22 protein-coding genes are annotated in these 25505 nt (G+C 63.8%); 10 read left to right on the forward strand and 12 right to left on the reverse strand.

What is annotated here, in order from left to right; translation table 11 throughout:
* The first annotated feature begins 5 nt into the window (after nucleotides 1-5).
* The 4 genes from BMX67_RS07965 to BMX67_RS07980 are packed head-to-tail and all read left to right on the forward strand — an operon-like array spanning nucleotide 6 to nucleotide 3515.
* Nucleotides 6-506: a flavin reductase family protein gene (locus tag BMX67_RS07965; protein WP_425438972.1), complete on the forward strand. Its 501-nt coding sequence runs from the start codon at nucleotides 6-8 to the stop codon at nucleotides 504-506.
* 51 nt (nucleotides 507-557) lie between these two features.
* Nucleotides 558-1145, forward strand: a complete 588-nt coding sequence (locus BMX67_RS07970) for a TRAP transporter small permease (protein ID WP_090733891.1) — start codon at nucleotides 558-560, stop codon at nucleotides 1143-1145.
* Nucleotides 1145-2434: a TRAP transporter large permease gene (locus BMX67_RS07975; RefSeq protein ID WP_090733892.1), complete on the forward strand. Its 1290-nt coding sequence runs from the start codon at nucleotides 1145-1147 to the stop codon at nucleotides 2432-2434. The genes BMX67_RS07970 and BMX67_RS07975 overlap by 1 nt, the downstream gene beginning before the upstream one ends.
* A gap of 34 nt (nucleotides 2435-2468) precedes the next feature.
* Nucleotides 2469-3515: a TRAP transporter substrate-binding protein gene (locus BMX67_RS07980; protein WP_090733894.1), complete on the forward strand. Its 1047-nt coding sequence runs from the start codon at nucleotides 2469-2471 to the stop codon at nucleotides 3513-3515.
* A 70-nt stretch (nucleotides 3516-3585) separates the two neighbouring features.
* On the opposite strand, the gene BMX67_RS07985 is transcribed toward BMX67_RS07980, so the two are convergent.
* From BMX67_RS07985 to BMX67_RS08015, 7 genes are all read right to left on the reverse strand, one after another.
* Nucleotides 3586-4425, reverse strand: a complete 840-nt coding sequence (locus tag BMX67_RS07985) for an SMP-30/gluconolactonase/LRE family protein (protein ID WP_342707911.1) — start codon at nucleotides 4423-4425, stop codon at nucleotides 3586-3588.
* On the reverse strand, nucleotides 4425-5027 hold the full coding sequence (locus BMX67_RS07990; protein ID WP_090733895.1) for a 2-dehydro-3-deoxy-6-phosphogalactonate aldolase: 603 nt from the start codon (nucleotides 5025-5027) through the stop codon (nucleotides 4425-4427). Before BMX67_RS07990 ends, BMX67_RS07985 begins: the two co-directional genes overlap by 1 nt.
* Nucleotides 5024-5896: a 2-dehydro-3-deoxygalactonokinase gene (locus tag BMX67_RS07995; RefSeq protein WP_090733897.1), complete on the reverse strand. Its 873-nt coding sequence runs from the start codon at nucleotides 5894-5896 to the stop codon at nucleotides 5024-5026. The genes BMX67_RS07990 and BMX67_RS07995 overlap by 4 nt, the downstream gene beginning before the upstream one ends.
* The gene (locus BMX67_RS08000) at nucleotides 5893-7977 is read right to left on the reverse strand and encodes an alpha-galactosidase (RefSeq protein WP_090733899.1); all 2085 of its coding nucleotides are present in this window, start codon (nucleotides 7975-7977) and stop codon (nucleotides 5893-5895) included. Before BMX67_RS08000 ends, BMX67_RS07995 begins: the two co-directional genes overlap by 4 nt.
* Nucleotides 7974-8819, reverse strand: coding sequence for a carbohydrate ABC transporter permease (locus BMX67_RS08005; RefSeq protein ID WP_090733900.1), 846 nt, complete (start codon nucleotides 8817-8819; stop codon nucleotides 7974-7976). The genes BMX67_RS08000 and BMX67_RS08005 overlap by 4 nt, the downstream gene beginning before the upstream one ends.
* A gap of 1 nt (nucleotide 8820) precedes the next feature.
* On the reverse strand, nucleotides 8821-9741 hold the full coding sequence (locus BMX67_RS08010; protein WP_090733902.1) for a carbohydrate ABC transporter permease: 921 nt from the start codon (nucleotides 9739-9741) through the stop codon (nucleotides 8821-8823).
* Between the two features lie 75 nt (nucleotides 9742-9816).
* Nucleotides 9817-11055 carry an ABC transporter substrate-binding protein gene (locus BMX67_RS08015; RefSeq protein ID WP_090733903.1) on the reverse strand — a complete coding sequence of 413 codons (1239 nt, stop codon included), beginning with the start codon at nucleotides 11053-11055 and terminating at the stop codon, nucleotides 9817-9819.
* 120 nt (nucleotides 11056-11175) lie between these two features.
* Between BMX67_RS08015 and BMX67_RS08020 the strand changes: the two genes are divergently transcribed.
* The 5 genes from BMX67_RS08020 to BMX67_RS08040 are packed head-to-tail and all read left to right on the forward strand — an operon-like array spanning nucleotide 11176 to nucleotide 17327.
* On the forward strand, nucleotides 11176-11970 hold the full coding sequence (locus BMX67_RS08020; RefSeq protein WP_090733905.1) for an IclR family transcriptional regulator: 795 nt from the start codon (nucleotides 11176-11178) through the stop codon (nucleotides 11968-11970).
* A 19-nt stretch (nucleotides 11971-11989) separates the two neighbouring features.
* The gene (locus BMX67_RS08025; protein ID WP_090733907.1) at nucleotides 11990-13045 is read left to right on the forward strand and encodes an ABC transporter ATP-binding protein; all 1056 of its coding nucleotides are present in this window, start codon (nucleotides 11990-11992) and stop codon (nucleotides 13043-13045) included.
* Nucleotides 13045-13962, forward strand: a complete 918-nt coding sequence (locus BMX67_RS08030) for a Gfo/Idh/MocA family protein (protein ID WP_090733908.1) — start codon at nucleotides 13045-13047, stop codon at nucleotides 13960-13962. Before BMX67_RS08025 ends, BMX67_RS08030 begins: the two co-directional genes overlap by 1 nt.
* Nucleotides 13963-13983: 21 nt before the next feature.
* Nucleotides 13984-15132, forward strand: coding sequence for a galactonate dehydratase (gene dgoD, locus BMX67_RS08035; RefSeq protein WP_090733910.1), 1149 nt, complete (start codon nucleotides 13984-13986; stop codon nucleotides 15130-15132).
* Between the two features lie 5 nt (nucleotides 15133-15137).
* A complete protein-coding gene (locus BMX67_RS08040) occupies nucleotides 15138-17327 on the forward strand; it encodes a glycoside hydrolase family 2 protein (RefSeq protein WP_090734059.1) in 2190 nt (729 codons plus the stop codon).
* Nucleotides 17328-17354: 27 nt separating this feature from the next.
* Here the strand turns inward: BMX67_RS08040 and BMX67_RS08045 are convergent, their stop codons facing one another.
* The 4 genes from BMX67_RS08045 to BMX67_RS08060 are packed head-to-tail and all read right to left on the reverse strand — an operon-like array spanning nucleotide 17355 to nucleotide 22217.
* Nucleotides 17355-18311, reverse strand: a complete 957-nt coding sequence (locus tag BMX67_RS08045; protein WP_090733911.1) for an L-threonylcarbamoyladenylate synthase — start codon at nucleotides 18309-18311, stop codon at nucleotides 17355-17357.
* A gap of 57 nt (nucleotides 18312-18368) precedes the next feature.
* Complete coding sequence (glcF, locus tag BMX67_RS08050) at nucleotides 18369-19664, reverse strand: glycolate oxidase subunit GlcF (protein WP_090733912.1); 1296 nt, start codon at nucleotides 19662-19664, stop codon at nucleotides 18369-18371.
* A 1-nt stretch (nucleotide 19665) separates the two neighbouring features.
* Nucleotides 19666-20778 (reverse strand): FAD-binding protein, encoded by a 1113-nt coding sequence (locus BMX67_RS08055; protein WP_425438973.1) that lies wholly within the window; start codon nucleotides 20776-20778, stop codon nucleotides 19666-19668.
* On the reverse strand, nucleotides 20778-22217 hold the full coding sequence (locus tag BMX67_RS08060; RefSeq protein ID WP_217645819.1) for an FAD-linked oxidase C-terminal domain-containing protein: 1440 nt from the start codon (nucleotides 22215-22217) through the stop codon (nucleotides 20778-20780). Before BMX67_RS08060 ends, BMX67_RS08055 begins: the two co-directional genes overlap by 1 nt.
* A 92-nt stretch (nucleotides 22218-22309) precedes the next feature.
* Here BMX67_RS08060 and BMX67_RS08065 point away from each other — a divergent pair, with 92 nt between their 5' ends.
* The gene (locus tag BMX67_RS08065; protein WP_090733915.1) at nucleotides 22310-23083 is read left to right on the forward strand and encodes a FadR/GntR family transcriptional regulator; all 774 of its coding nucleotides are present in this window, start codon (nucleotides 22310-22312) and stop codon (nucleotides 23081-23083) included.
* Nucleotides 23084-23132: 49 nt separating this feature from the next.
* On the opposite strand, the gene katG is transcribed toward BMX67_RS08065, so the two are convergent.
* Nucleotides 23133-25346: a catalase/peroxidase HPI gene (gene katG / locus BMX67_RS08070; protein ID WP_090733916.1), complete on the reverse strand. Its 2214-nt coding sequence runs from the start codon at nucleotides 25344-25346 to the stop codon at nucleotides 23133-23135.
* Between the last annotated feature and the right edge of the window lie 159 nt (nucleotides 25347-25505).

The raw sequence follows: 25505 nt of genomic DNA on the forward strand, positions 1-25505 counted from the left end.
TGCAGATGGCGAAACCCACAAGCTTTGTCCCCGATCCCGCCAATGGCCGGATGCTGCGCGACGCATTCGGTCGCTTTGCGACCGGCGTGACGATCGTGACGGCCAAGGGCCCCGAAGGCTGCGTGGCAATCACGGCCAACAGCTTTTCCTCGGTCTCGATGGAGCCGCCGCTGGTGCTATGGTCGCCCGCGCGCAGTTCGTCCCGGTTTCAGCATTTCGCCGGTGCCACGCATTATGCGATCCATGTGCTGTCCGCCGAACAAGAGGCGCTGGCCTTTGCCGTCGCACGCAGCGCCACCGCACTGACCGAGGGTGACCTTGACGTGAACGCCGAAGGCGTGCCGGTCCTGAAACATTGTCTTGCACGTTTCGAATGTTCGCGGCATGCGCTGCATGACGCTGGCGACCACGCCATCGTGGTCGGCGAGGTGCTGCGCGCCGAAATGCGCGAGGGGGACCCGCTGGCGTTCTTCGGTGGAAAGATCGCGCGTCTGAATATCAATTAAGCGCCGCCGGCCCGGTTGAGGAGCCGGGCTGACAGGCGTCGGGGGGAGTATATGGCACTGCTTGGCGGCGTGATCCGGCCGATTTCCTGGATCAACGAGCATCTTCTGATGCTGGGGCGCGGCGTCGGCATCATCGCCATCGCCGTGATGGTGGCGGTGACCCTGTTGCAGGTGTTCTGCCGCTATGTGCTGAACAATGCCCTGCCCTGGCCCGACGAGGCCGCACGGTTCTGCATGTTGTGGATGACCGGGTTGATGGCGCCGACGGCGTTCCGCCGTGGCGGGTTCGTGGCCATCGACATGCTGGCGCTGGCCTTGCCCCGCGCGGCGGCGGCGATCCTGAACATCTTTCTGATGGTGGTCAGCCTGACGGTGCTGGTCTTTGCCGTCCAGATCGGCTGGTCCGAGACGACGGGCCTTGGCGGGCGCTTTGCCTCGGCCTCGCTTTACATTCCGACCGCGATCGATTTCAGCGAATGGCAACGCGTGCCGCGCAGCTGGATGATGGCGTCTCTTCTGGTCGGGATCGTGCTGCTGATCATGGTCAATGTCGAACTGATCCTGCGCAATGTCGCCCAGCTTCTTGGCGTCACCGATCTTCCCCCCATTCCCCACGCCGATACGCAGGGTGCCGAGTGATGCTGGTCTGGTTTCTTCCCGTCTTTCTGGTCTTTCTGATGATCGGCCTGCCGGTGTTTTTCGGCCTGCTGGCCGCGCCGGGAATCCTGCTGTTCCTGAATGGTCAGGAACGCGATCTGACATTGCTGTATCGCAATCTCTATAACGGCATGGACAGCTTTCCGCTGATGGCCATCCCGTTCTTCATGCTGGCCGGCGAGATCATGAACCGCGGCGGCATCACGCATCGCCTGGTCGAATTCAGTCAGGCGCTGATGGGGCATCTGCGCGGCGGTCTGGCGCATGTGAACGTGCTGTCCTCGATGCTGTTCGCGGGGCTGTCGGGATCCGCCGTCGCCGACACCAGCGCCCTGGGGTCGATGCTGATCCCGGCGATGGAAAAACAGGGCTATACCCGCCGCTTCGCCGCCGCGATCACGGCCGCAAGCTCGGTCATCGGGCCGATCATCCCGCCATCGGGCATCATGATCATCTATGCCTATGTCATGGGCGAAAGCGTCGCGGCGCTGTTTCTTGCCGGTCTGGTTCCAGGGGCGATGGTCGGGATCGGTCTGATGCTGCTGATCAAGCTGATGGCCGACCGCTATGACTTTCCGGTCGCGTCGCGCAAGTTCACCTGGGGCGAACGCGGACAGGCCAGCCTGAAGGCGTTCTTTCCGCTGATGACGCCGATCATCATTCTGGGCGGCATCCTGATCGGTGTCTTTACCCCGACCGAGGCCGCCGCCGTGGCCGTCGCCTATGCGCTGTTCATCAGCCTGTTCGTCCTGCGCACGATGCGGATCGGCGAACTGGGCGATGTGATGGGCCGCGCCGGCCTGACCTCGGCGGTTGTGCTGTTGCTGGTCGGGGCGGCGATGTCCTTCAAGACGGTCGTGTCGCTGTCGCATACACCGCAGATGCTGGCCGAGTTCATCCTGACGCTGACCGCGAACCCGTTGCTGTTGCTGTTCCTGGTGAACCTGCTGCTGTTCGTGGTCGGGATGTTCCTTGACGCAGGCCCCGCGATCATCATTCTGGGTCCGATCCTGGGGCCGGTTTTCGTGGGCATGGGTGTGGACAGCATCCATTTCGCGATCATCATGTGCGTCAACCTGACCGTGGGTCTGGCCACACCGCCGATGGGACTGGTGTTATTCGTGGCCTCGGCCGTGTCAGGGGAAAAGGTCATGTCGATCTCGCGCACGATCCTGCCATTCCTTGCGGTCGAGATCATCGTGATCTTCCTGATCACCTATTTCCCCGCGATTTCCATGACGATCCCGCGCCTGACGGGCTTCGCGAACTGACAAGATTCAGAATAACCAAGGGAGGCTAACTGAAATGCTGAAGACTTCGCTGACACTGGCCGCGATGCTGGCGCTGAGCGCGCCCGCAATGGCACAGGATTTCACCATCCGCGCCGTCGCCAACTCGAACGAGGAAGACGAGGATTACGACGGCCTGCAGGTCTTCAAATCCCATGTCGAAGCCGCCTCGAACGGGCGCATCGCGGTCGAGATCTACATGGGCACGCAGCTGTGCTCGAACGGGGCCGAATGTCTGCAGGGCGTCGCCGACGGCTCGATCGATGTCTATATCTCGACCTCGGGCGGGGCGGCTGGCCTGTTTCCCTATGTGCAGGTGCTGGATCTGCCCTATCTGATGCAGGATGACCGCATCGCCGAAAAGGTTCTGGCAGGCGATTTCACCCGCGAGATGCGCAAGATGGCGTTGGCGGATTCGGGCGACACCATCCGCCTGATGACCATCGGCAATACCGGCGGCTGGCGCAACTTTGCCAATACCAAGCAGCGCGTCCAGAAGCCCGAGGATCTGGCCGGGATGAAGCTGCGCACCGTCGTCGCCGACCTGCCGCAGGAACTGGTCCGCGCGCTTGGCGCATCGCCGACCCCGATTCCGTGGCCAGAGCTGTTCACCTCGTTGCAGACCGGCGTGGTCGAGGGCACCAAGAACGGCATCACCGACATCATGTCGATGAAATTCCCCGAGGCGGGGCTGCAATATGTCACGCTGGACGGCCACGCCTACATGGCGGCGCTGTGGTGGATGTCGAACCAGAAATTCATGGAACTGCCCGAGGACATGCGTCAGGTGGTGGTCGATGGGTTCTATCAGCTTCAGCAGGCAACCTTCGCCTCGCCCAAGCGGAAATCGATCCCGGCCTACGAGGAATTCGTGGCAGGCGGCGGCGATCTGTATGTGCCCACCCCCGAAGAAAAGCAGGCCTTCGCCGATGCGGCACAGCCCGTCTACGAATGGTTCACCAGCAATGTCGATGGCGGTCAGGACATCTTTGACCTGATGAAAGCCTCGGTCGATGAGGCGACTGCCGAATTGCAGGCCGAACGCAGCGCCGACATCAACTAAGCTGCCCCGAAATGAAAGAACCCGCCCGAAGCATCGCCTCGGGCGGGTTTTTTGATGCCGTGAAGGATCGCTACAGGATCACGCGATGTTCGGCCTGTCCGCGGAACCGGGTCGGCGTGGCAAAGACGCAGCCATCCTGATCGCCGGGCTGCGCCAATCCTTCATGCGCCGAGGTTGCAAACAGCGTGGCCAGATCCGCGCCGCCGAAAGCCGGGCAGGAAATCTGACCGACAGGAAATTCGATCGCCTCAAGGAACCGGCCGTCCGGCGCATAGCGGGCAACGCGGGACGCGCCCCATTGCGCTGACCACAGGCAGCCTTCGGCATCGACGACCGCGCCATCGGGGTTCAGCCCCTCGGACCGCAGATCGGCAAAGACCTGTGGCGCGGATGCGGGCCAGCCATCGCCATCCAGGGCCACGGACTGGATCACCGCCTCGGCGGTGTCGGCAAAATAGGCCGTCTGCCCGTCAGGCGAAAAGCAGATCGAATTGGTGATCGTGATCTGGGGAAACAGGCGGCGAAGCTCGCCGCGATGAAAACGCCAGATCGAGCCCGCCTTGGGCTGGGCCTGTTTGCCCATCGTCCCGATCCAGAAGCCGCCCTGCGGATCTGCGCGCCCGTCATTCGACCGCGTGACCGGGTTGTCGGCCTCTAGCGCGGTGACGGTTTCAAGGGTGCCGCTGGTCAGGTCCAGAACGCTTAGCGCCTTTTCCGATGCAACCAGCAGCCGGTTGTCATCGATGATCCCCGCCGCGCTGGTCAGATCGTCGAAATCGCGGCGTCGCGTTTCGCCGTCCAGCGGCCTTTCATACATGCGCCGGTTCAGGATATCGAACCAGAACAGGCTTTGCCGACCGGGATGCCACAGCGGTCCCTCGCCCAGTTCGCAGCGGGTCTCGTCGAACATCATATCGCGGCATCCCATGCAGCGACCAGGGCGCGGGCCTTTTCCGCCACCGTTTCGGCACTGTCACCCGGCTTGTAGATCGACGAGCCGATCCCGAAGCCGGTTGCGCCCGCGGCCAGCCACTCGCCCATGTTCTGGGCCGACACACCGCCGACCGCATAAAGCGGCACGGTCTTTGGAATGACCGCGCCCATGGCCTTCAGGCCGACGGGGCCGACCAGTTCGCCCGGAAACAGCTTCAGCGCATCGGCGCCCGCGGCCAGCGCGGCAAAAGCCTCGGTCGGGGTCATGACGCCCGGAAAACTGTCCAGCCCTGCCTGTTTCGTCGCGGCAATGACCGCCGGGTCGCAATTGGGTGACACGATCAAACCTGCGCCGGTCGCAGCCACGTCCCGAACCTGCTGAACGGTCAGAACCGTTCCCGCGCCGATCTTTGCCTGATCGCCGAAATGGTCCTGCATGGCGCGGATGCTGTCCAGCGGATCGGGCGAATTCAACGGCACCTCGATCGTGGTCACCCCGGCGTCGATCAGGGCTGCAGCGACGGAAACGGCCTCGGGCGGGGTGATCCCGCGAAGAATGGCAACGATATTGCGGGTCATGCGTGTTCCTTCAGCGTGGTCCAGGCGGAATAAAGGCCGGCAAGCGTGGTCGCCTGCGCCGCGCCTTCGGTGCAGATGACGCCCTGCGCCGACAATGCGCGGGCGTAAAGGGCGGACAGCGCCGGTGCGCCGATGACGCAGACCTCTTGCCCCAACCAATAGGGTTTCGCCGCGGCCAGTTCCCAGCCGATCAGCGATCCCGACAGGCGTCCGCCCGCCGTTTCGGGCGACAGATCGCCCAGCAGCGCCCCGGCACGCAACTGGAACAGGCGGCCATAGGCGCGGTGGGGCTGTGCCAGCGCATCATTCAACGCCGCGTCGAAGGCACCAAGATCGGTCGGATCGCCGACCGTGTGGCGCAGCACCGATTGCCGCGCCAAAAGAGCAAACATCTCGCCGGTCATGAAGCTTTGGAACGAGACGATCTCTCCGGCCGAGATACGCGCCCATTTCGTATGGGTGCCCGGCAGACAGATCGTGCCATCGAAGTTGGGCCGCGCCGCCAACAGGCCCGCGATCTGGGTTTCTTCGCCGCGCATCACGTCGGGCGGGTCCATCTGGTTGACCCCACAGACGATCCAGACATTCTGACCGGGCACCTGAACCAGACGCGGTCGCGCGGCCAGCGGAACGGGACCATAGGGCGCCTCGATCCAGCCCTGACGCGATCCGACCATGCCGCAGGCGATCACCGGCGCATCGCCCCAGCCCTGCGTCATGTCGGCCAACACGCCTGCAAAGTCATCGGGGTTCAGCTTGCCCATGCCCTGATCGGATTGTCGGCTGTCCAGAACCTCGGTCCCCTGCATTGCCCATAGCCGAAGGTTCGTGGTGCCCCAATCGGCGGCTATCCATTCCGGCTTGGTCAAAGCTTCTCTCCTTCAAGGACCCAGATCGTCTGCGGAAAGGCCTTGGGCAGGGTCACACCCTGCGTCATCAGGAACTGTCCCGACAGGGTCAGCGCCCCCGAGGACAGCGGAACACCGATCCGCGACGCCGGGTTGTGGTCGTCACGATTGGTAAGGTCAACCCGATATCGCGCCTGCGGGTCCAGCCCCGTCAGCCGCAGAGGGCGCGGCAGAACCTGGGCCGAACTGGCGGCACTTCCCGCGAAAACGACAAAGCGCCCGCCATCCTGCGCCAGTTGCTGTTCCGCGATCACGCTGGGATCGGCGCTGTCCAGCCGCAGGATATCGGCGCGGGTCATCCAGTCGCGATTGTCCTTCCACCAGGCGGTGACGCGGGTCAGCACGGCGGCCTCATCCTCGGTCAGCTCGCGCGGGTCCATCTCGAAGCCCATATGCCGCTGCGCCGCGACCCAGGCCCGAACGCGGATATCCAGAATGCGCCCCGAGGTGTGGCAGACGCGCGGGCCGACATGGCTGCCGGTGACGGCCAGCGGCAGGAACAGGGCGGCGTCATGTTGAATGCGCAACCGCTCCATCGCGTCGTTGCTGTCGGACAGCCAGACCCGCTGCGTCCGCGACAGGATGCCGAAATCGATCCGCCCCCCGCCTGACGAGCAGCTTTCGATCTCGACCTGCGGGAAATCCGCACGCAGCCGGTCCAGCAGATCCCAGGTTCCCTGCGCCTGCGCCGCATCGGGATGGGGCAGCACGCGGTTATGATCCCATTTCACATAGTCGATGGCATAGGTGCCAAGGACGGCGGCGATATGGTCGTAAAGATATGCACGAACCTCGGGCCGCGACATGTCCAGAACCAGCTGTTGCCGACCGGTGATCTGATCGTCCTCGCCCAGTGCCCAGTCGGGATGGGCGCGATGCAGATCGCTGTCGGGATTGACCATCTCGGGTTCGAACCAGATGCCGAAACGCATTCCGCAATCGTGAACGTGATCGATCAGCGGCGTCAGCCCGTCAGGAAACTTGCGCGGGTCGATGGTCCAGTCGCCAAGGGATGTGGTGTCGTCGTCACGACGCCCGAACCAGCCATCATCCAGCACGAAACGCTCGGCCCCCAGGGCGGCGGCGCGTGTGGCGATATCCTTCAATTCGGGCAGCTTGTGGTCGAAATAGACCGCTTCCCAGCAATTGTAATGGACCGGACGCGGCCGGTCGGGATGCGGCCAGGTGACGACATGATCGCGCAGGTGGCGCTGAAACGCGGTCGCGCAGCCATTCAGCCCCGCCGCCGATTGCGCGGCATAAAGGGTCGCGCTGGCAAAGCGGTGGCCGGCCGTCAGCATGGTGCCCGCCGCATGACCGAACTGGATCTGGCGGCGACCGTCGGGCAATTCCTCGGCGATCATGCGATGCCCGCCGGACCAGCCGTAATGGAAGGCCTGCGCCTGCCCCTGCGTGTTCGTCGCGCCGCGCAGGGGCAGGATCACGCCGGGGAAATGTTCATGCCCGGTGCGCCCGGTGCGATTGTCGCGCAGATGGATGCCGGGGGTCCAGGCGACGCGGTTGGCCTGAAACTCGGCGCACCAGCGGCCCGAGAAATCGATCAGCTCATCGGCCAGCTGCGGGGCGGGAAAGACCGGCGCGGCCAGCCATTCGACACGGATCGGGGCGGTGCTTTCGACCTCGGACCGGGCCTCGATCACGCCGGTTGCCGGGATCAGCGCAATATGGGCGCGATAGGTCAGACCAAGCGCCGGATCCTGCCCGGTGATGGTCAGACGGTCGCCCTCCTGCGTCACATCCGTCAGGCGCAGGCGCGGATTCAGAACCGCGCCATCGGCGCCGCGCAGTGCCATCCCCGGTTGCCCGGGGAAGGTCTGCGTGGTTTCCGGGCAGACCGACAGATCGGGATTGCGGTCCAGCATGCCGCCCGTCACATCGCCCAGAAGGGCAAGCGCCAACTGGTCCAGATCCTCGCCCTCGGGCAGGCGCGGTCCCCAATAGGCCACACAGGGCAGACGATCGTTTTCGGACGCAAGAACAAGTGTTTGCCCTGCGTCCTCTAGCTTCCAGACCTGCATCATTTCACCGCGCCAAGGGTCAGACCGGCAATGAAATGCCGCTGCATCATGAAAAACATCAGAACCGGCGGCAGCGCGGCCAGGATCGACCCCGCCGAAACCAGATGCCAGGCCGCGATCCACTGCCCGTTCAGGCTGTTCAGACCGGCGGTGATCGGCTGCGTATCCGCGCCCGTCGTCAGCACCGTCGCCCAGAAGTAGTCGTTCCAGATGAAGGTGAAGATCAGCACGGACAGCGCGGCAATGGCGGGCCGCATCAGGGGCATCACCACATGGCGGAAGATCTGCCATTCGCTGACGCCCTCGACGCGGGCGGCCTCGATCAGTTCAAAGGGCAGCGCCTTGATGAAATTGCGCATGAACAGCGTGCAGAACCCGGTCTGAAAGGCGATGTGGAACAGCGCAAGACCGGTGATGCTGTTATACAGGCCCATGTTCACCGTCAGGTCGCGCACCGGGACCATCAGGATCTGGAACGGCACGAAATTGCCCGCCACGAACATGAAGAACAGGATCAGGTTCGCCTTGAACTTGTAGATCGCCAGCGCGAACCCGGTCAGACAGGACAACGCCACCGCGCCGATCACCGTCGGGATCGTCACCTTGAAACTATTCAGCAGGTATTTTTCCAGCTCGGTGTTGCGGAACACGGTCAGGTAGTTCTCGAAGGCCAGCCGCGACGGGATGCCGAAGTAATTCCCCGAGGCAAGATCCGAAGATGGCCGGACCGAGGTCATGGCAACGCCCAGCAGGGGCAGAAGCCACAGGATCAGCATGACCGGCAGCGCGATCTTGTACAGCCGCTGCGAGGCCGGGGACAGGGTCTGGATCGGACGCGGAAACATCTCAGCGCACCCCTTTCTCGTCGCGCCACATCTTCCAGATGAAGCCCGAAATGAAGATCATCATGATGCCGAACAGGACGACCGCGATGGCGGCGCCATAGCCCATCCGATAGCCATATTCGGACAGCGCCTGTTCATACATGTAATAGGACAGGACCCGGCTGGAGCCGAACGGCCCGCCCGAGGTCATGATCGAGACAAGGTCAAAGCTGCGCAGTGCGCCGATCACGGTGACGACGATGGCGATGAAGGTCGCGGGCCGCAATTGCGGCAGGACCACATACCACAGCATCTTCCAGCCCTTGGCACCGTCCAGCCGCGCGGCCTCGATCTGGTCGGGGGCGACGGCGTTCAGGCCGGTCAGATACAGGATCATGCAATAGGCGATCTGCGGCCACAGACCGGCGGCGATGATGCCATAGGTCACCAGCCGCTCATCGGCGAGGATTGCGACGCTTTGACCAGTCAGCCCCTCGATCAGCTTGTACAGCAGGCCGAAATCGGGGGCGTAGAACCACGAAAAGATCAGGCCGACAACGACCTGGCTGATCACGAAGGGGAAGAAGAACAGCGACTTGTAGATGCGGATACCGCGCACGGTCTGGTTCAGGAACAGCGCGATCATCAGACCCGCAGGCACCGCCAGCATGTACAGGACCAGCCAGATGACGTTGTTCTTCAGGCTGACATAGAACGCCTCGTCATCCATCAGCTCGACATAGTTGGCCATGCCGACCCAGGTGGCATCGCTGAGCCCGTCCCAGTCGTAGAAGGACACCCACATCGACTGAAAGATCGGGATGATCACATAGATCAGGAACATCGCCAGCCCGGGGGCCAGGAACAACCAGGGCGCAAGCGCGCGGCGCGACCGACGGGGCCGGGGCGCATGGGTTGCGGGAATTGCAGGGGCTTCGGGCATGGTAAATCCTCCCAGTCCTGTCAGACGTGGAAAAAAGGGGCGCAGCCACACGGGCCGCGCCCCTTCACAGGGTCGTTACTTGTAGACGCGGGCGCGGGTCTTTTCGAGACGCTCGAGGATCGCATCGACGCGGTCGGGCTTGACCATGAATTCCTGGAAGCCTTCCATGCCGGCCTTGGCCATTTCGGCCGGGGCGTCACGGTCGAAGAACTGCGCGATGCCGCCATCGGCGGTCGACAGCAATTCGAACCCTTGCTGCAGGAAGGGATCCTCGCCCACCGAGGCGCCGGTGTTGATCGGCAGCTGACCCAGCGTGTCGTTCATCTTGGTCTGCACGTCGGCCGAGGCCAGGAAGGCCAGGAAGGTCTTGGCATCCTCGACATTCTTGGCGCCTGCCGGAATGTGGATCGTGTCGGTCGGCGCCTCTTCGGCACGCGCCAGACCCGGAGTGATTTCCGGGAACGGCATGAAGCCAAGATTGTCGTTGGTCATGCCGCCATCCTTGAACGCGGCCACGGCAAAGTTGCCCATGACATAGTTGGCGGCCTTGCCCTGCACCAGGTTGGCAACGGCATCCTGCCAGTCGATCGCGGCGTGGTTCTGCGTGGTATAGGGCAGAACCTTGGCCCATTCCGCAAAGACGGCCTTCACGCGGTCGTCAGTCCAGGCAACCTCGCCATTGGTCAGCTGCATGTGGAAATCATAGCCGTTGGTGCGCAGGTCCAGATAGTCGAAGATCCCCGCAATCGGCCACAATGCCTTGCTGCCCGTGGTCAGGCAGTCGACGCCGGCTTCCTTGAACTTGTCGCAGGCGGCGACGAATTCGTCCCAGGTCTTGATCGCGCCGGCATCGACACCGGCCTTGGCGTAGACATCCTTGTTATAATAGATGCCCCACTGGTAATAGGTATAGGGGACGCCCCACTGCTTGCCGTCGATAGTCATCGAAGACAGCGCCGGGGCCAGGCTTTCCTTCAGCCCGTTTTCTTCCCACACGTCCGAGACATCGGTGAACTGGTTCGAATTGACAAAGGGCGCCATGCGGTTGCCCGCGTACCAGTTGGCCAGATCGGGGCTGTCGGCGGTCAGAAAGTTGCGGATCGCGGTCTTGTAGCCTTCATGGTCGAAGACATTGACCACCACATCGATATCGGGGTTCGCGGCCTCGAAATCAGCGACCAGCTGATCAAACGCGGCCTTCGGCGCCGGGTCCGAGGCATCGGTGTTCAGCACCAGCGTGCGCTGCTGCGCGAAGGCTGGCAGCGATACGGTCGCCATCAGCGCCGCAATCGCGACGGTCGTCGAAAGTTTCATCGTATTCCTCCCATACTCGATCCACGGCCCCACACTTGTCTCACATAGTGGAACCAGATATTGGATATTGAAACCTTGGGCCGAATCAGCCATTCTGTCAACCATCGTTTGGAGGAGGCGATGAAGGAAATCCGCGATCTGAAGTCGAAACAGGACGGAACCGTCGGGCGTACGCTGGCGGTGCTGGATCTGGTTGCCGAATTCGGTCGCCCTGTGCGATTTTCCGAACTGCTTCCCAAGGCGGATCTGCCCAAGGCGACGTTGTTCCGCTTTGTCCAGTCGCTGACCAATCAGGGCATGCTGGCCTTTGACGAGGACCGTCAGACCTATGCGCCGGGGCTGCGTCTTGTGCGGCTGGCCCATGCGGCATGGGCGCAAAGCAGCCTTGCCCCGATCGCCGCGACCCATCTGGATCGCCTGTCCGCCGAAACCGGCGAGACGATCCATCTGGCGCAGCTGGATCAGGGGATGGTGCTGTATGTCGACAAGCGCAATGCCGCCCGCCCGATCGAGATGTTTGCACAATCGGGCAAGATCGGTCCCGCCTATTGCACCGGCGTCGGCAAGGCGATGCTGGCCCATCTGCCCGAAGACAAGCTGGCCGATGCCATTGCCCGGCAATCCTTTCACCGCTTCACCCCCCACACGCTGATCAGCGAACAGGCGCTGCGGGACGAACTGGCGAATATTCGCGCGCGCGGATTTGCCTGGGACGACGAGGAACACGAACTGGGCATCCGCTGCATCGCCGCCCCGATCCTGTCCTTGGCCGGACGGGTTCTGGGGGCGCTGTCGATCACGACGGCGGATGCCTCGGATCGCGCAAGACTTGAAAGCTATGCCCCGCTGGTGCGCCGGACGGCGGCACATATCGCAGAAGCCGCCAATGCCTGGCGGTTCCCCGAACAGAAATAACCCCTTGGGAGGAAACCACGTGTCAGGCGTTCAGCTGCGCAATATCGTCAAGCGCTTTGGCGATGTCGAAGTCATCCACGGCATCGACCTCGATATCGATCACGGTGAGTTCTGCGTGTTCGTCGGCCCCTCGGGCTGCGGCAAATCCACGCTGCTGCGGATGATCGCCGGGCTGGAAGAAACCAGCGGTGGCCAGATCGACATCGGCGGCGATGACGTCACCCATGCCGATGCCGCCGACCGGGGCGTGGCGATGGTCTTTCAGACCTATGCGCTGTACCCGCACATGACCGTGCGCGAGAATATGGGATTTGGCCTGAAGATGACCGGCCACCCGAAATCCGAAATCGCCCAGAAGGTCGATGAGGCCGCCCGCATCCTGAAGCTGGAGCCGCTTCTGGATCGCAAACCTGCCGCCCTGTCGGGCGGCCAACGTCAGCGGGTCGCCATCGGACGCGCCATCGTGCGCGGGCCCAAGGTGTTCCTGTTCGACGAACCGCTGTCGAACCTGGACGCCGAATTGCGGGTCGAGATGCGCGCCGAAATCGCGCGTCTGCACCGCGAAATCGGCGCGACGATGATCTATGTGACCCATGATCAGGTCGAGGCGATGACCATGGCCGACAAGATCGTCGTGCTGCGCGGCGGTCATATCGAACAGGTCGGCGCGCCGATGCATCTGTATGAAGATCCCGACAACCGCTTTGTCGCGGGCTTCATCGGCTCGCCCTCGATGAATTTTCTGCAGGGCACCGTGACCGGCGGCGAGGTTCAGATTCCCGGCCTGCGCCGCAGCATCGCAACGCCGGTCGCCTTGCCCGCCGACGGGTCCGAGGTGACCGTGGGTCTGCGCCCCGAATTCCTGCGGATCGAGGCCGGCGGCGACTTGACCGTCGAGATGGTCGAGGCGCTTGGCGGCGTGTCCTATATCCACGTGACCACGGCCGGCGGTGAAAAGCTGATCGTCGAGGACCGCCAGAAGACCCCGGTCAAGCTGGGCGACAAGGTTGGCGCGGACTTTGACCCGTCGCAGGCGCTGTTCTTCGACGCCAAGACCGAATTGCGGCTGCGCTGATGTCGGTTCGGATCGGTCTGGTCGGGCTGGGCACCATCGCCCGCGCCCAGCATCTGCCTGCCATCGCGGACACGGATGGCGTCACGCTGGCCGCGATCGCCAGCCGCAATGCCGCGTTGGACAATGTGCCCTGCCATCGCGATATCGTCGCGCTGCTGGCCGCCGAGGATGCGGTGAACGCCATCTCGCTGTGCACGCCGCCGCAGGGGCGGTTCGATCAGGCGATGGCCGCGCTGCGGGCCGGGCGGCACCTGATGCTGGAAAAGCCCCCCGGCGCAACCCTGTCCGAAGTTCACGCCCTTGCGGACGAGGCCGCGCGACGCGGTCTGACCATCTTTGCCACCTGGCACTCGCGCGAGGCGGCGGCGGTTCAGGCCGCACGCGACTGGCTGGCGACGCGCAACCTTGAAAAGGTGCGGATCGACTGGTGCGAGGATGTGCGCAAATGGCATCCGGGTCAGGACTGGGTCTGGCGGGCCGGCGGGCTGGGCGTTTTCGACCCGGGCATCAATGCGCTGTCGATCCTGACCGCGCTGGTGCCGGGCGTTCTGCTGACCGGGGCCGATCTGCATATCCCGCAGGGCCGCGAAACCCCGATTGCCGCCGATCTGGGCTTGCGTGCGGGCGATACGGTCATCGACGCGCATTTCGACTGGCGACAGCAGGGCGACGAATTGTGGCGCATCCGGTTCGACACCGACGACGGCAGCCTGACGCTGGATCAGGGCGGCGCTGTCGCGACGGTCGATGGCCAGCCGCTTGCGCAGGGCGAGAACCGCGAATATGCGCGGCTTTACGCCCGTTTCCGCGATCTGGTGGCCGCCGGCGAAAGCGAGGTGGATCTGGCCCCGCTGCGCCTTGTCTCTGACGCCTTTCTGACCGGCACGCCCCACGTGACCGAGCCATTCACCGAATAATCCATCCCGGACCGAACCATCATGAAAATCACCGCAATCGAGACCTTCATCGTGCCGCCCCGCTGGTGCTTTGTGAAAATCAGTACCGACGAGGGCATCAGCGGCTGGGGCGAGCCCGTTCTGGAAGGTCGCGCCCACAGTGTCGCGGCCTGCGTCGAGGAACTGTCCGATTACCTGATCGGCAAGGATCCCGGCCTGATCCAGGATCATTGGACGGTCATGTATCGCGCCGGTTTCTATCGCGGCGGCGGCATTCACATGTCGGCCATCGCCGGTCTCGATCAGGCCCTGTGGGACATCAAGGGCAAGGCGCTTGGCGTTCCGGTCCATGCGCTTCTGGGCGGGCAGCAACGCGACCGCATTCGCGTTTACAGCTGGATCGGCGGCGACCGGCCGGGCGATACCGCCCGCATGGCGCGCGAATGCGGCGACCGCGGCTTTACCGCCGTGAAGATGAACGGCACCGAGGAAATGCAATTCGTCGACAGCCACGCCAAGGTCGATCAGGTTCTGGAACGCGTGCAGGCGATCCGCGACGAAATGGGGCAGGATTTCGGTATCGGCATCGACTTTCATGGCCGGGTACATCGCCCGATGGCCAAGATCCTTGCCAAGGAACTGGAACCCTTCCGCCTGATGTTCATCGAAGAACCGGTGCTTTCGGAACATGCCGAGGCGCTGCGCGAGATCGCGAACCACTGTTCGACCCCGATCGCGCTGGGGGAACGGCTGTACAGCCGCTGGGACTTCAAGAACATCATCTCGCAGGGTTTCGTGGATATCATCCAGCCCGATCCCAGCCATTCCGGCGGCATCACCGAAACCTATCGCATCGCCGCCATGGCCGAAGCGCATGACATCGCGCTGGCGCTGCATTGCCCGCTTGGCCCCATCGCGCTGGCCGCGAACCTGCAACTGGATGCGGTCTGCTATAACGCCTTCATTCAGGAACAGTCGCTGGGGATCCACTACAATCAGGGGTCGGATCTGCTGGACTACATCACCGACCGTTCGGTCTTTGAATACAAGGACGGCTTCGTCGCGATCCCGCAAGGCCCCGGTCTGGGCATCGAGGTGAACGAGGACAAGGTCCGCCGCGCCGCCGCCGAGGGTCACCGTTGGCGCAACCCCGTCTGGCGTCACGCCGATGGCAGCTTTGCCGAGTGGTGATCGCGATGCGTTCGGAAACCAAGCTGAATGACGGCTGGATCTTTGCCGAGGGCTTTGACCCGGCATGGGCGGGCGCGGCCATGGATGGCCGTGCCGTCACCCTGCCCCATAATGCGGTCGATCTGCCGCTGAACTATTTCGACGAAACGTCTTACTGGCGGCCCTTCACCTATCAGCGCCGCATCCAGTGGCAGGACGACTGGACCGACCGCCACGTCGCGCTGCGGTTCGACGCGGCGATGGCCGATGCGCATGTCTGGGTGAACGGACAGCAGGTGACCCGCCATCGCGACGGCTATACACCCTTCACGGTGCCGCTGTCGGATCATCTGGTACCGGGCGAAAACCTTGTGACCGTCCGCATCGATGGCAGCGAAAACCCCCAGATCCCGCCCTTTGGCGGGCGGATCGACTATCTGACCTATGCCGGTATCTATCGCGATGCCTGGCTGTGCGTCCTGCCCCGGGACCACATCCGCGGGCTGAAGATCGAAACGCCGGATGTTCTGGCCGACCACAAGACCGTGCGCCTGCTGATCGAGGCTGACAGCCACGCCACCGCCACCATCCGCGACGCCAGCGGAACCGAGATCGCGCGCGGTCAGGGACAGGGCGAAATCACGCTGACCGGGTTGCGCGACATCGCCCTGTGGTCGGTCGACAGCCCCGCGCTGTATACCGCCGAGGTGGAACTGGCATCGGGCGACCGGATCAGCCAGCGCTTTGGCTTTCGCCAGGTCGAATGGAAGGCCAACGGGTTCCACCTGAACGGTCAGCGGATCAAGCTGCGCGGCCTGAACCGGCACCAGTCATTCCCCTATTCCGGCTATGCCCAGGGACAGCAGTCGCAGGAACGCGACGCCGAGATCCTGCGCCATGATCTGGCCTGCAACGTCGTGCGGACCTCGCATTACCCGCAAAGCCACTATTTCCTTGATCGCTGCGACGAAATCGGGCTGCTGGTGTTCGAGGAAATCCCCGGCTGGCAACATATCGGCGGGCAGGCGTGGCAGGACGAATCCGTCGAAAATGTCGAACGGATGATCCGCCGCGACTGGAACCACCCCTCGATCATCATCTGGGGCGTGCGCATCAACGAAAGCCCGGACGATCACGATTTCTACCTGCGCACCAACGCCCGTGCGCGCGCGCTGGACAGCACCCGCCCCACCGGCGGCGTCCGCTGCATCCCCGACAGCGAGCTGATCGAAGACGTCTACACGATGAATGATTTCGTGCTGGGCGAATTCGAACTGCCCAGCAACAATCGGGGCCGTACCCCCTTGCGCGATCAACGCGAGGTGACGGGGCTGGATCGCAAGGTGCCCTATCTGGTCACCGAATATAACGGTCACATGTATCCGACCAAATCGGGCGACCCCGAAGAACGGCAGGCCGAGCATGTCATCCGCCATCTGGAGGTGCTGAATGCGGCGATGGGTGACGATGCCATCGCGGGCTGCATCGGCTGGTGCATGTTCGATTATAACACCCACAAGGATTTCGGGGCCGGCGACCGCATCTGTCACCACGGGGTCATGTCGATCTTTCGCGAACCGAAATTCGCGGCGCATGTCTATTCCAGCCAGAAGGCACCGGAAGACGGCATCGTGATGGAGCCGGTGACCGTCTGGGCCCGGGGTGAACGCAATATCGGCGGCGTACTGCCCCTGATCGTGCTGACCAATTGCGACGAAATCGAACTGGCCTATGCCGATGTGGTGAAACGCGTCGGCCCCGATCGCGAACGCTTTCCGCATCTGCCGAACCCGCCGATCATCATCGACCACCGCCATTTCTCGCCCGATGAGCTGGGCCATTGGGGCCAAAGCTGGCATGCGGGCCGTGTCACCGGCTATCTGAACGGCGAAAAAGTCGCGGAACGGATCTATCCCGCCGATGCGCTGCCGACTACCTTGCAGGTCGTTCCCGATCAGGTGACCGCCCTGGCCGATCATGGTGAGGTTCGGGTGATGGTGCGCGCGCTGGATCAGGTGGGCCACAAGCTGTTGTTCCTGACCGATCCCGTCAGCGTCACCATCAATGGTCCCGCACAGCTGATCGGGCCCGAAACCTCGGTTCTGGCGGGCGGAACGACCGGGTTCTGGGTGCGACCGACGGGCAAGGGGGACGTGCGGATCACCGTGACCTCGCCGCGCTTTGCACCGGTGGACACCCAGATCCGCTTTGACTGACAGACAGCGTCGCGCGGCTGGCCCGGTTCAGTCGCGCGGCGCGGCTGCCCTTTGCAGGCGGTCGTTGATCGCCACACCGATCCCGGACTGCGGGATCGGCGCCACGGCGATCATCGCGGCGCCGGTCTCATCCGCGCGGTGCAGATAGGTGAACAGGTTGCGTGCGGCCTCGGACAGATCGCCCTTGGGGCTAAGGTCCAGAACCGCGGCCGCCTGCCGCGTCCCCGCGATCTGCCGGGCGCCGAAATTCAGCAGAACCTCGCCCGGCTGCACATGATCGGCATTCAGGCGCATCGCCGCATCCGGCGCATAATGCGATTGCAGCGTGCCCGGCGACAATTCGTTGTCGCCCGCCCCTGCCCCGATCAGCGGCACCCCCGCCAGTTCGGCCACCATGTCCGCGCTCAGCGCACCGGGACGCAGGATCGCAACCCCGTCGGGCAGCACACGGACCACGGTCGATTCCACGCCAAGGCTGGCCGGTCCGCCGTCGATGATCAGATCGACACGCGCGCCCAGGTCCTCGGCGACATGCTGGGCGGTGGTGGGGCTGATCTTGCCCGAAGTATTCGCACTGGGCGCGGCAAGCGGCGCGTCCAGCCGTGTGATCACCTGATGCGCGAAACCGGCGGGGGCGCGGATCGCGGCCAGTTCCTGTCCATTGGTGGAACTGCGATCGATACCGCCCGGCCTTAGCGGCAGGATCAGGGTCAGCGGCCCCGGCCACATCGCCTGCGCCAGACGCCGTGACACCGGGTCCATGATCACGAAACGCTCGGCCATTTCGATTCCGGAAACATGCGAAATCAAGGGGTTGGTATGTGGACGGCGCTTGGCCTCGTAGATCTTTGCAATGGACCCGGCCGAGGTCGACAACCCCGCCAGCCCATAGACGGTTTCCGTCGGCAGCGCGACCAGCCCGCCCGCAGACAGGGTATCGACCGCGCGGGTCAGGGCATCGGGGGCGGTGCTGGGCAGGATCATGGCGGCCTCGTGGTCAACGGCCCGCTTCTAACGCAAGCGCGCGGGCTTGCAAATCCGTCATGCCTGTGCAGGCACCCCGCGCGGGCGCGGTCCGCCCGTCGCCCAGTCCAGCAGTTGCACGGTATGGACGACCGGCACCCCGGTGCCCGACCCGATCTGCATCATGCAGCCGATATTTCCGGCGCTGATGACCTGCGGGGCAGTCGCCTCGAGCGTGGCGACCTTGCGCGATTTCAGCTCGGCCGAGATGGCGGGCTGCATCAGGTTATAGGTTCCCGCCGATCCGCAGCACAGATGCGGATCCCTGGGTTCGACCACGTGGAAACCGGCCGCGCTCAGCAGGTCCTTGGGTGCGGATTTGACCTGCTGTCCATGCTGCAATGAACAGGCCGCGTGATAGCCCACGCGCAACGGCACGGCCTTTGTCGGATCCCGAAGGCCCAGATCCACCATCACCTCGCTGATATCCTTGGCCAGGGCGCTGATCTGCGCGGCATCCTGCGCCAGCGCATCATTGCGGAACATATGGCCGTAATCCTTCACCGTCGTCCCACATCCCGAGGTGTTGATGACCACCGCATCCAGCCCGTCGCCGGCGATCTCGGCCATCAGGGCGCGGATATTCGCGGCCGCCTGCGCATGGCTTTGATCGGTCTTGCCCATGTGATGGGTCAGCGCACCGCAGCAGCCGATCCCCTTTGGGATCACCACCTCGCATCCGTGCCGCCGCAGTAACCGGATGGTGGCATCGTTGATGTCGGTGTTCAGGGCCCGCTGCGCACAGCCGATCAACAGCGCGACCCGCTTGCGCCGCGATCCTTCGGCGGTGAAAACCTGCGGATCGTCATTGCGGCTGACCGGCGGGATATCGTCCGGCGCCATGTCCAGCATCGCCCGCAGCCGGGCATCTGGCATCAGCTTGCGAAACGGTCGCCCCAGCCGCGCCGCCGCCAGCGCCAGCCGGAACCGCCCCGGATAGGGCAAGATCGCCGCCAGCACGCGTCGCAGGATACGGTCCGACAAGGGGCGGCGATAGTTTTCCTCGATATATTCGCGGGCGTGATCGACCAGATGCATGTAATGCACGCCCGACGGACAGGTCGTCATGCAGCTGAGACAGGACAGGCAGCGGTCGATATGCTGCACGGTCTTTGCATCCGGTTTGCGCTGGTTTTCCAGCATGTCCTTGATCAGGTAGATCCGCCCGCGCGGGCTGTCCAGTTCGTCGCCCAGCACCTTGTAGGTCGGGCAGGTCGCGGTGCAAAAACCGCAATGTACGCAGGTGCGGAGGATTTCGTTGCTGCGTGCGGTCGCGGGATCAGCCAGCTGCGTGGCCGTGAAATTCGTCTGCATGTCAGCCGTCCATCAAACCGGGGTTCAGAATACCTGCGGGGTCGAAACTGCGGCGCAATCCCTGCGACAGGCGCGCGACGGGGCCCGCAGGCGCGGGAAAGATCGACGCGGTCAGACCCGCAGGCCGGATCAGGGTCGCGTGAGGTACAAGTTCACGCAGGTCGGCAGGCGCGGCAGGCCCGGCATACCAGATCAGCCCCCCGCCCCAGTCCAGCGACAGATCACCGCCAAGCCCACGCAGCGCATCCGCGATACGGGGCGCGTCGGTCGGTTTGACCAGAAGCCGCCACAGGGGCATCGCGCCCTGAAAATGATGGACATCGCGCAGATCCTGCCAGCGTGTCGCGGTAGCCGCCGCATCCAGAACCTGCGCGCCCTTGCGATCCAGCAGCGCCAGAAGCCGGTCGCGACGATAGGTCAATTGCGCGGGCAACCCCTCGATCCGCAGCCATGCCGTGCCGCCATGCCAGGCCGCGCCCGACACCTCGAACGGGGTGGCCAGCGCGGCGCAGAACAGGGCCAGGGCATCGGCTTCGGTCGGGGCGTCGAACTGCAAGGTCGCCTGATCGTGCGCGGCAGGCAGGGTTTTCAACGCCACCTCGGTCAGGACGCCAAGGGTGCCGAATGACCCGGCCAGCAGCTTTGACAGATCAAGCCCGGTCACGTTCTTCATCACCCGTCCACCATTCTTCAGGCGGCGCCCCTGCCCATCGACAAAACGCACCCCCAGAAGGTGATCGCGACAGGCCCCGGCAAACAGCCGGCGCGGCCCCGAGGCATTGGCCGCGACAACACCGCCGATCGTCGACTCGCCGCCGCGCCCGGTCATGCCGCGCACATCGGGCGGATCGAAGGCCAGCGCCTGTCCCTCGGCCGCCAGCATTTCGCGGATCTGGGTCAGGGATGTGCCCGCGCGGGCGATCAGGGTCATCTCGCCGGGTTCATAGGTGACGACACCGGACAGGCGCGTCAGGTCCAGCACCGCATCGCGCCGTGGCGCGATCCGCGTGCCGCCGCCCTTGATCCAGACCGGATCGCGCGCCGCGCACCGGTCCCGCAGGATTGCCGCCAGTTCCGCCTCGTCCACCGGCGCCAGATCGGACATGCTGTCCATCACGCGACCCTTTCGCGGAAGGGCTGGCTTGCATCCAGCGGGAACACCTTGGCCGGGTTCAGCAACCACTGCGGATCGAACACGTCCTTCACCTCCATCTGGATCGCCAGATCGTCGGGCCCGTACTGCGTGCTCATCAGATCGCGCTTTTCGATGCCCACCCCATGTTCGCCGGTCAGGCATCCGCCGACCTCGACACACAGCCGCAGAATGTCGCCTCCGAAGGCCTCGGCACGTTCCAGTTGACCGGGTTCGTTGGCGTTGAACAGGATCAGCGGGTGCATGTTGCCATCGCCCGCGTGAAAGACATTCGCGACCTCCAGCCCGTGATGGCGCGACAACTCACCGATCCGGCGCAGCGTGAAGGGCAATTGCCCGACCGGCACCGTGCCATCAAGGCAGATATAGTCGCCAAGAACGCCCATGGCGCCAAAGGCCGACTTGCGCCCCTTCCAGATCGCCAGCGCCTCGTCGGCATTGCGGCTTTCACGGAATTCGACCGGGTTCAGCGCATCCGCGATAGCGCGGATCCGGGCGATCTGATCGCTGATTTCCTGGGCCGAGCCCTCGACCTCGACGATCAGGACCGCGGCGCATTTGGGATAGCCCGCCCTGGCGAAGGCTTCGACCGCCCGCAGGCAGGGTTCGTCCATATATTCGATCGCGACAGGCAGGATGCCCGAGCGGATGATCCGCGCCACGCATTCGCCCGCGACCTCGGCATCGTCGAAACCGATCAGTACGGGCCGCGCGCCTTCGGGACGCGGCAGGATCTTCAACACCGCCTCGGTCACGATGCCAAGCTGCCCTTCGGACCCGCACAGCAGACCAAGAAGATCAAGACCCTGCGGTCCCATCTCGGGACCGCCCAGTTCGATCACCTCGCCCGTGGTCAGAACGACCGTCGCCCCCATCAGATTATTCGTCGTCACACCGTATTTCAGGCAATGCGCGCCACCTGAATTCATGGCGATATTGCCCGCGATGGTGCAGGCCAGCTGCGACGACGGGTCAGGCGCGTAGAAAAAGCCCAACGGCTCCAGTTCGGCGCTGACAGAGAGGTTCGTCACACCGGTCTGGACCCGCGCGAACCGGTTCTGTGTGTCGATTTCAAGAAATGAATTCAACCGCATGGTTCCGATCACGACGCAATCCGCCGTCGGCAGCGCCCCACCCGCAAGCGAGGTGCCGGCACCGCGCGGCACAACAGGCACCCCCATGTCGGCACAGACCCGCATCGCCGCCGCGACCTCGGCCGTACTGCGCGGCAGGACCACCGCCAAGGGCGGGCATCGATAGGCCGTCAAGGCGTCGCATTCATAGGCGCGCGTTTCGACCAGATCGGATATCACCGCGTCATCGGGCAGCGCCTGTCGCAGCGCCGCGACTATCTGCGGTGCGCGTGACAGGATACGTTCATCTGGCTGGGGCATGACAATACTGGACATGGTGCCTCCTCCTCGCTACCTAGGTTTGGTAAAATAATTTGACCAAGCATGTCAAACCCCAATCCGCGCCGAAAGGACCCGCCATGTGCGCGATCAAGACCGAACGGGCCGCCGATGCCGTCGCCCAACATATCCAATCGCTGATCCTGGAAGGCACGCTGCGTCCGGGTCAGTCCTTGCTGGCCGAACGCGAATTGGCGCTGCGGCTGGACGTCTCGCGACCCACGCTGCGAGATGGGCTTAAGACCTTGGTGGACAAGGGTTTGCTGACGGCCGAGGGCGGGCGCGGAATGCGTGTCGCGGCCCTGGGTCAGCAAGCGATCACCGATCCGCTGATGAACCTTCTGACCGGCAGCGCGGCGCTGGCGGATGATTATCTGGAATTTCGCGATATCGTCGAAAGTCAGGCCGCCGCACTGGCCGCCGAACGCGCCACCGATGTCGATCTGGACCGGATCCGCACATCGCTGTCGCGAATCGATAACGCCCATGCCGCCACCGACGCCGAGGAAGAGGCCGAAGCCGATGCCGAACTGCATCAGCTGATCTACGAGGCGACGCATAACCTTGTGCTGTTGCAGATCATGCGGGCGTTGTCGGGCAATCTGCGGATGGATGTGATCCACAATCGCGGACGCATGTTCAGCATCGCCGATACCCGGAAACGCCTGCATGAACAGCATCACGAGATTGCCGATGCGATCATCGCGCGCGATCCGTCGCGTGCGGCGCAGGCAGCCCATGCCCATCTGGGCTATGTGCGCGATTGTCTGCGCCACGTCACCGAAGAACAGGCCAAGCTGGATCTGGCGCGGCGACGTCAGGCGGGGGGTGGTCTGGCCGCGTCGCGCGACTAGGCCGGCGAAACGCGGGCCCCGGGCCAAGCCCAGGACCCGCGTCCCGTGATCAGATCAGGTCGAACCGATCCGCATTCATGACCTTGGTCCAGGCGCGGACGAAATCGCGCTGGAACTTGGCCTGATTGCCCTCGCAGGCATAGACCTCGGCCAGTGCCCGCAATTGCGAGTTCGAGCCAAAGACCAGATCGACACGGCTGCCGGTCCATTTCTTGTCACCGCTGGTCCGGTCAAAGCCTTCGAACAGCTGATCGGTTCCGGCGACGGGCTTCCACTCGGTTTCCATGTCCAGAAGGTTGACGAAGAAATCATTCGTCAGCTCGCCCGGACGGTCGGTGAACACGCCGGTGCTGGAATTGCCGTGGTTGTTGCCCAGAACCCGCAGGCCGCCGATCAGCACCGTCATTTCGGGTGCGGTCAGGGTCAGCAATTGCGCCCGGTCGATCAGCAACCTTTCGGTCGGCACGGAATAATCCGCCTTCAGATAGTTGCGGAAACCGTCGGCTTCGGGTTCCAGAACCTCCATGCCCTCGGCATCGGTCTGGTCCTGGCTGGCATCGGTACGGCCGGGCGCGAAAGGCACCTGCACCGCCCCGCCCGAGGCCTGTTCGATGGCCGCGCCACCGCCCAGAACGATCAGGTCGGCCAGCGACACCTGCTTGCCGCCAGCGGCCCCGGCATTGAAGTCTGCCTGCACTTTTTCAAGCACGGTCAGAACCTTGGACAATTGCTGCGGCTGGTTGACGTCCCAGTCCTTCTGTGGCGCAAGGCGAATGCGGGCGCCGTTGGCGCCGCCACGGCTGTCGGACCCACGGAAGGTCGCCGCGCTGGCCCAGGCGGTCTGGACCAGTTCCTGAACCGTCAGACCGGACGAGAGGATCTGCTCTTTCAGCGTTGCGATATCGGCATCCTCGATCAGGGCATGGTCGCGGGCCGGGATCGGATCCTGCCACAGCAGATCCTCGGCCGGGACATCCTTGCCCAGATAGCGCGATTTCGGCCCCATGTCGCGGTGGGTCAGCTTGAACCACGCCCGTGCGAAGGCTTCCTTCAGCTCTTCTGGGTTCTCGTGGAAACGGCGCGAGATCGGTTCATAGATCGGATCCATCCGCATCGCCATATCGGCGGTGGTCATGATGGTCTTGACCTTGATGTCGGCATCATGCGCAGCAGGGGCCATGTGATCCTGGTCCACCCCGACCGGGGTCCACTGATGTGCGCCTGCGGGGCTTTTGGTCAGTTCCCATTCGTAGCCGAACAGCATGTCGAAATAGCCATTATCCCATTGCGTCGGGTTCGGCGTCCAAGCCCCCTCGATCCCCGAGGTGATGGTATGGCCGCCCTTGCCGCTTTCGAAGGTGCTGATCCAGCCAAGGCCCTGCGCGGCGATGTCTTCGCCCTCGGGCTCGCGCCCGACCATGGCGGCATCGCCCGCGCCGTGGCATTTGCCGAAGGTATGGCCACCTGCGGTCAGGGCGACGGTTTCCTCGTCATTCATGCCCATCCGGCCAAAGGTTTCGCGGATATCGCGGCCCGAGGCGACGGGATCGGGGTTTCCGTCCGGCCCTTCCGGGTTCACATAGATCAGGCCCATCTGCACGGCGGCCAGCGGGTTTTCCAGAACGCGCTCGCCCGAATAGCGGCTGCCTTTCTTGTCGCTGGTGGCCAGCCACTCTTCCTCGGTGCCCCAGTAGATGTCTTCTTCCGGTTCCCAGATATCCTCGCGGCCCCCGCCGAAACCAAAGACCTTGCCGCCCATCGATTCAATCGCGCAATTCCCGGCAAGGATCAGAAGGTCGGCCCAGGACAGCGCATCGCCGTATTTCTGTTTGATCGGCCACAGCAGACGGCGCGCCTTGTCCAGATTGGCGTTATCCGGCCAGCTGTTCAGCGGCGCGAAACGCTGCGAACCAGAGGTCGAGCCCCCGCGCCCGTCGCCGGTGCGATAGGTCCCGGCGCTGTGCCAGGCCATGCGGATGAAGAACGGGCCGTAATGGCCGTAATCGGCGGGCCACCATTCCTTGCTGTCGGTCATCAGCGCGAACAGATCCTGCTTGACCGCATCCAGATCAAGCTTCTGAAATTCCGCGCGATAATCGAATTCGGCGCCCATCGGATTTCCAAGAGGCGTGTTCTGATGCAGGATCTTCAGGTTCAACTGGTTCGGCCACCAGTCGCGATTGCTGCGACCGCCGAACGAAACATGCTTGGTGCTGCCATGCATGACGGGGCAACCCCCGGTTTCCATATCCTTGCCGTCCATGACGTCCTCCGCTTGACGAATCTCTGACTTGCCCGGGGTCGGGCAGCTTGTGCGATCAAGTTAGCAGAGCGATCCAAAAGAAGAAGTTGTTTGTTTTTATCCATCCCATCAGGTTTTCTAATCAGCGAGGAAGTCTTTGGGATTTTCGCGGAACGGCCC

The sequence above is a fragment of the Paracoccus homiensis genome (assembly GCF_900111675.1).
Classification (GTDB): Bacteria; Pseudomonadota; Alphaproteobacteria; order Rhodobacterales; family Rhodobacteraceae; genus Paracoccus; species Paracoccus homiensis.

Bases quoted from the DNA above. Each gene is read 5' to 3' on its own strand.
- BMX67_RS08045 (WP_090733911.1), bottom strand. From the start codon at position 18,311: ATGATCCTGCCCAGCACCGCCCCCGATGCCCTGACCCGCGCGGTCGAT.
- katG (WP_090733916.1), bottom strand. From the start codon at position 25,346: ATGGACGGCAAGGATATGGAAACCGGGGGTTGCCCCGTCATGCATGGC.
- BMX67_RS07970 (WP_090733891.1), top strand. From the start codon at position 558: ATGGCACTGCTTGGCGGCGTGATCCGGCCGATTTCCTGGATCAACGAG.
- BMX67_RS08020 (WP_090733905.1), top strand. From the start codon at position 11,176: ATGAAGGAAATCCGCGATCTGAAGTCGAAACAGGACGGAACCGTCGGG.
- BMX67_RS08000 (WP_090733899.1), bottom strand. From the start codon at position 7,977: ATGATGCAGGTCTGGAAGCTAGAGGACGCAGGGCAAACACTTGTTCTT.
- BMX67_RS08065 (WP_090733915.1), top strand. From the start codon at position 22,310: ATGTGCGCGATCAAGACCGAACGGGCCGCCGATGCCGTCGCCCAACAT.
- BMX67_RS07965 (WP_425438972.1), top strand. From the start codon at position 6: ATGGCGAAACCCACAAGCTTTGTCCCCGATCCCGCCAATGGCCGGATG.
- BMX67_RS08040 (WP_090734059.1), top strand. From the start codon at position 15,138: ATGCGTTCGGAAACCAAGCTGAATGACGGCTGGATCTTTGCCGAGGGC.
- BMX67_RS08055 (WP_425438973.1), bottom strand. From the start codon at position 20,778: ATGGACAGCATGTCCGATCTGGCGCCGGTGGACGAGGCGGAACTGGCG.
- BMX67_RS08030 (WP_090733908.1), top strand. From the start codon at position 13,045: ATGTCGGTTCGGATCGGTCTGGTCGGGCTGGGCACCATCGCCCGCGCC.
- BMX67_RS07985 (WP_342707911.1), bottom strand. From the start codon at position 4,425: ATGTTCGACGAGACCCGCTGCGAACTGGGCGAGGGACCGCTGTGGCAT.
- BMX67_RS08010 (WP_090733902.1), bottom strand. From the start codon at position 9,741: ATGCCCGAAGCCCCTGCAATTCCCGCAACCCATGCGCCCCGGCCCCGT.
- BMX67_RS07980 (WP_090733894.1), top strand. From the start codon at position 2,469: ATGCTGAAGACTTCGCTGACACTGGCCGCGATGCTGGCGCTGAGCGCG.
- BMX67_RS07990 (WP_090733895.1), bottom strand. From the start codon at position 5,027: ATGACCCGCAATATCGTTGCCATTCTTCGCGGGATCACCCCGCCCGAG.
- BMX67_RS07975 (WP_090733892.1), top strand. From the start codon at position 1,145: ATGCTGGTCTGGTTTCTTCCCGTCTTTCTGGTCTTTCTGATGATCGGC.
- BMX67_RS08015 (WP_090733903.1), bottom strand. From the start codon at position 11,055: ATGAAACTTTCGACGACCGTCGCGATTGCGGCGCTGATGGCGACCGTA.
- glcF (WP_090733912.1), bottom strand. From the start codon at position 19,664: ATGCAGACGAATTTCACGGCCACGCAGCTGGCTGATCCCGCGACCGCA.
- BMX67_RS08005 (WP_090733900.1), bottom strand. From the start codon at position 8,819: ATGTTTCCGCGTCCGATCCAGACCCTGTCCCCGGCCTCGCAGCGGCTG.
- dgoD (WP_090733910.1), top strand. From the start codon at position 13,984: ATGAAAATCACCGCAATCGAGACCTTCATCGTGCCGCCCCGCTGGTGC.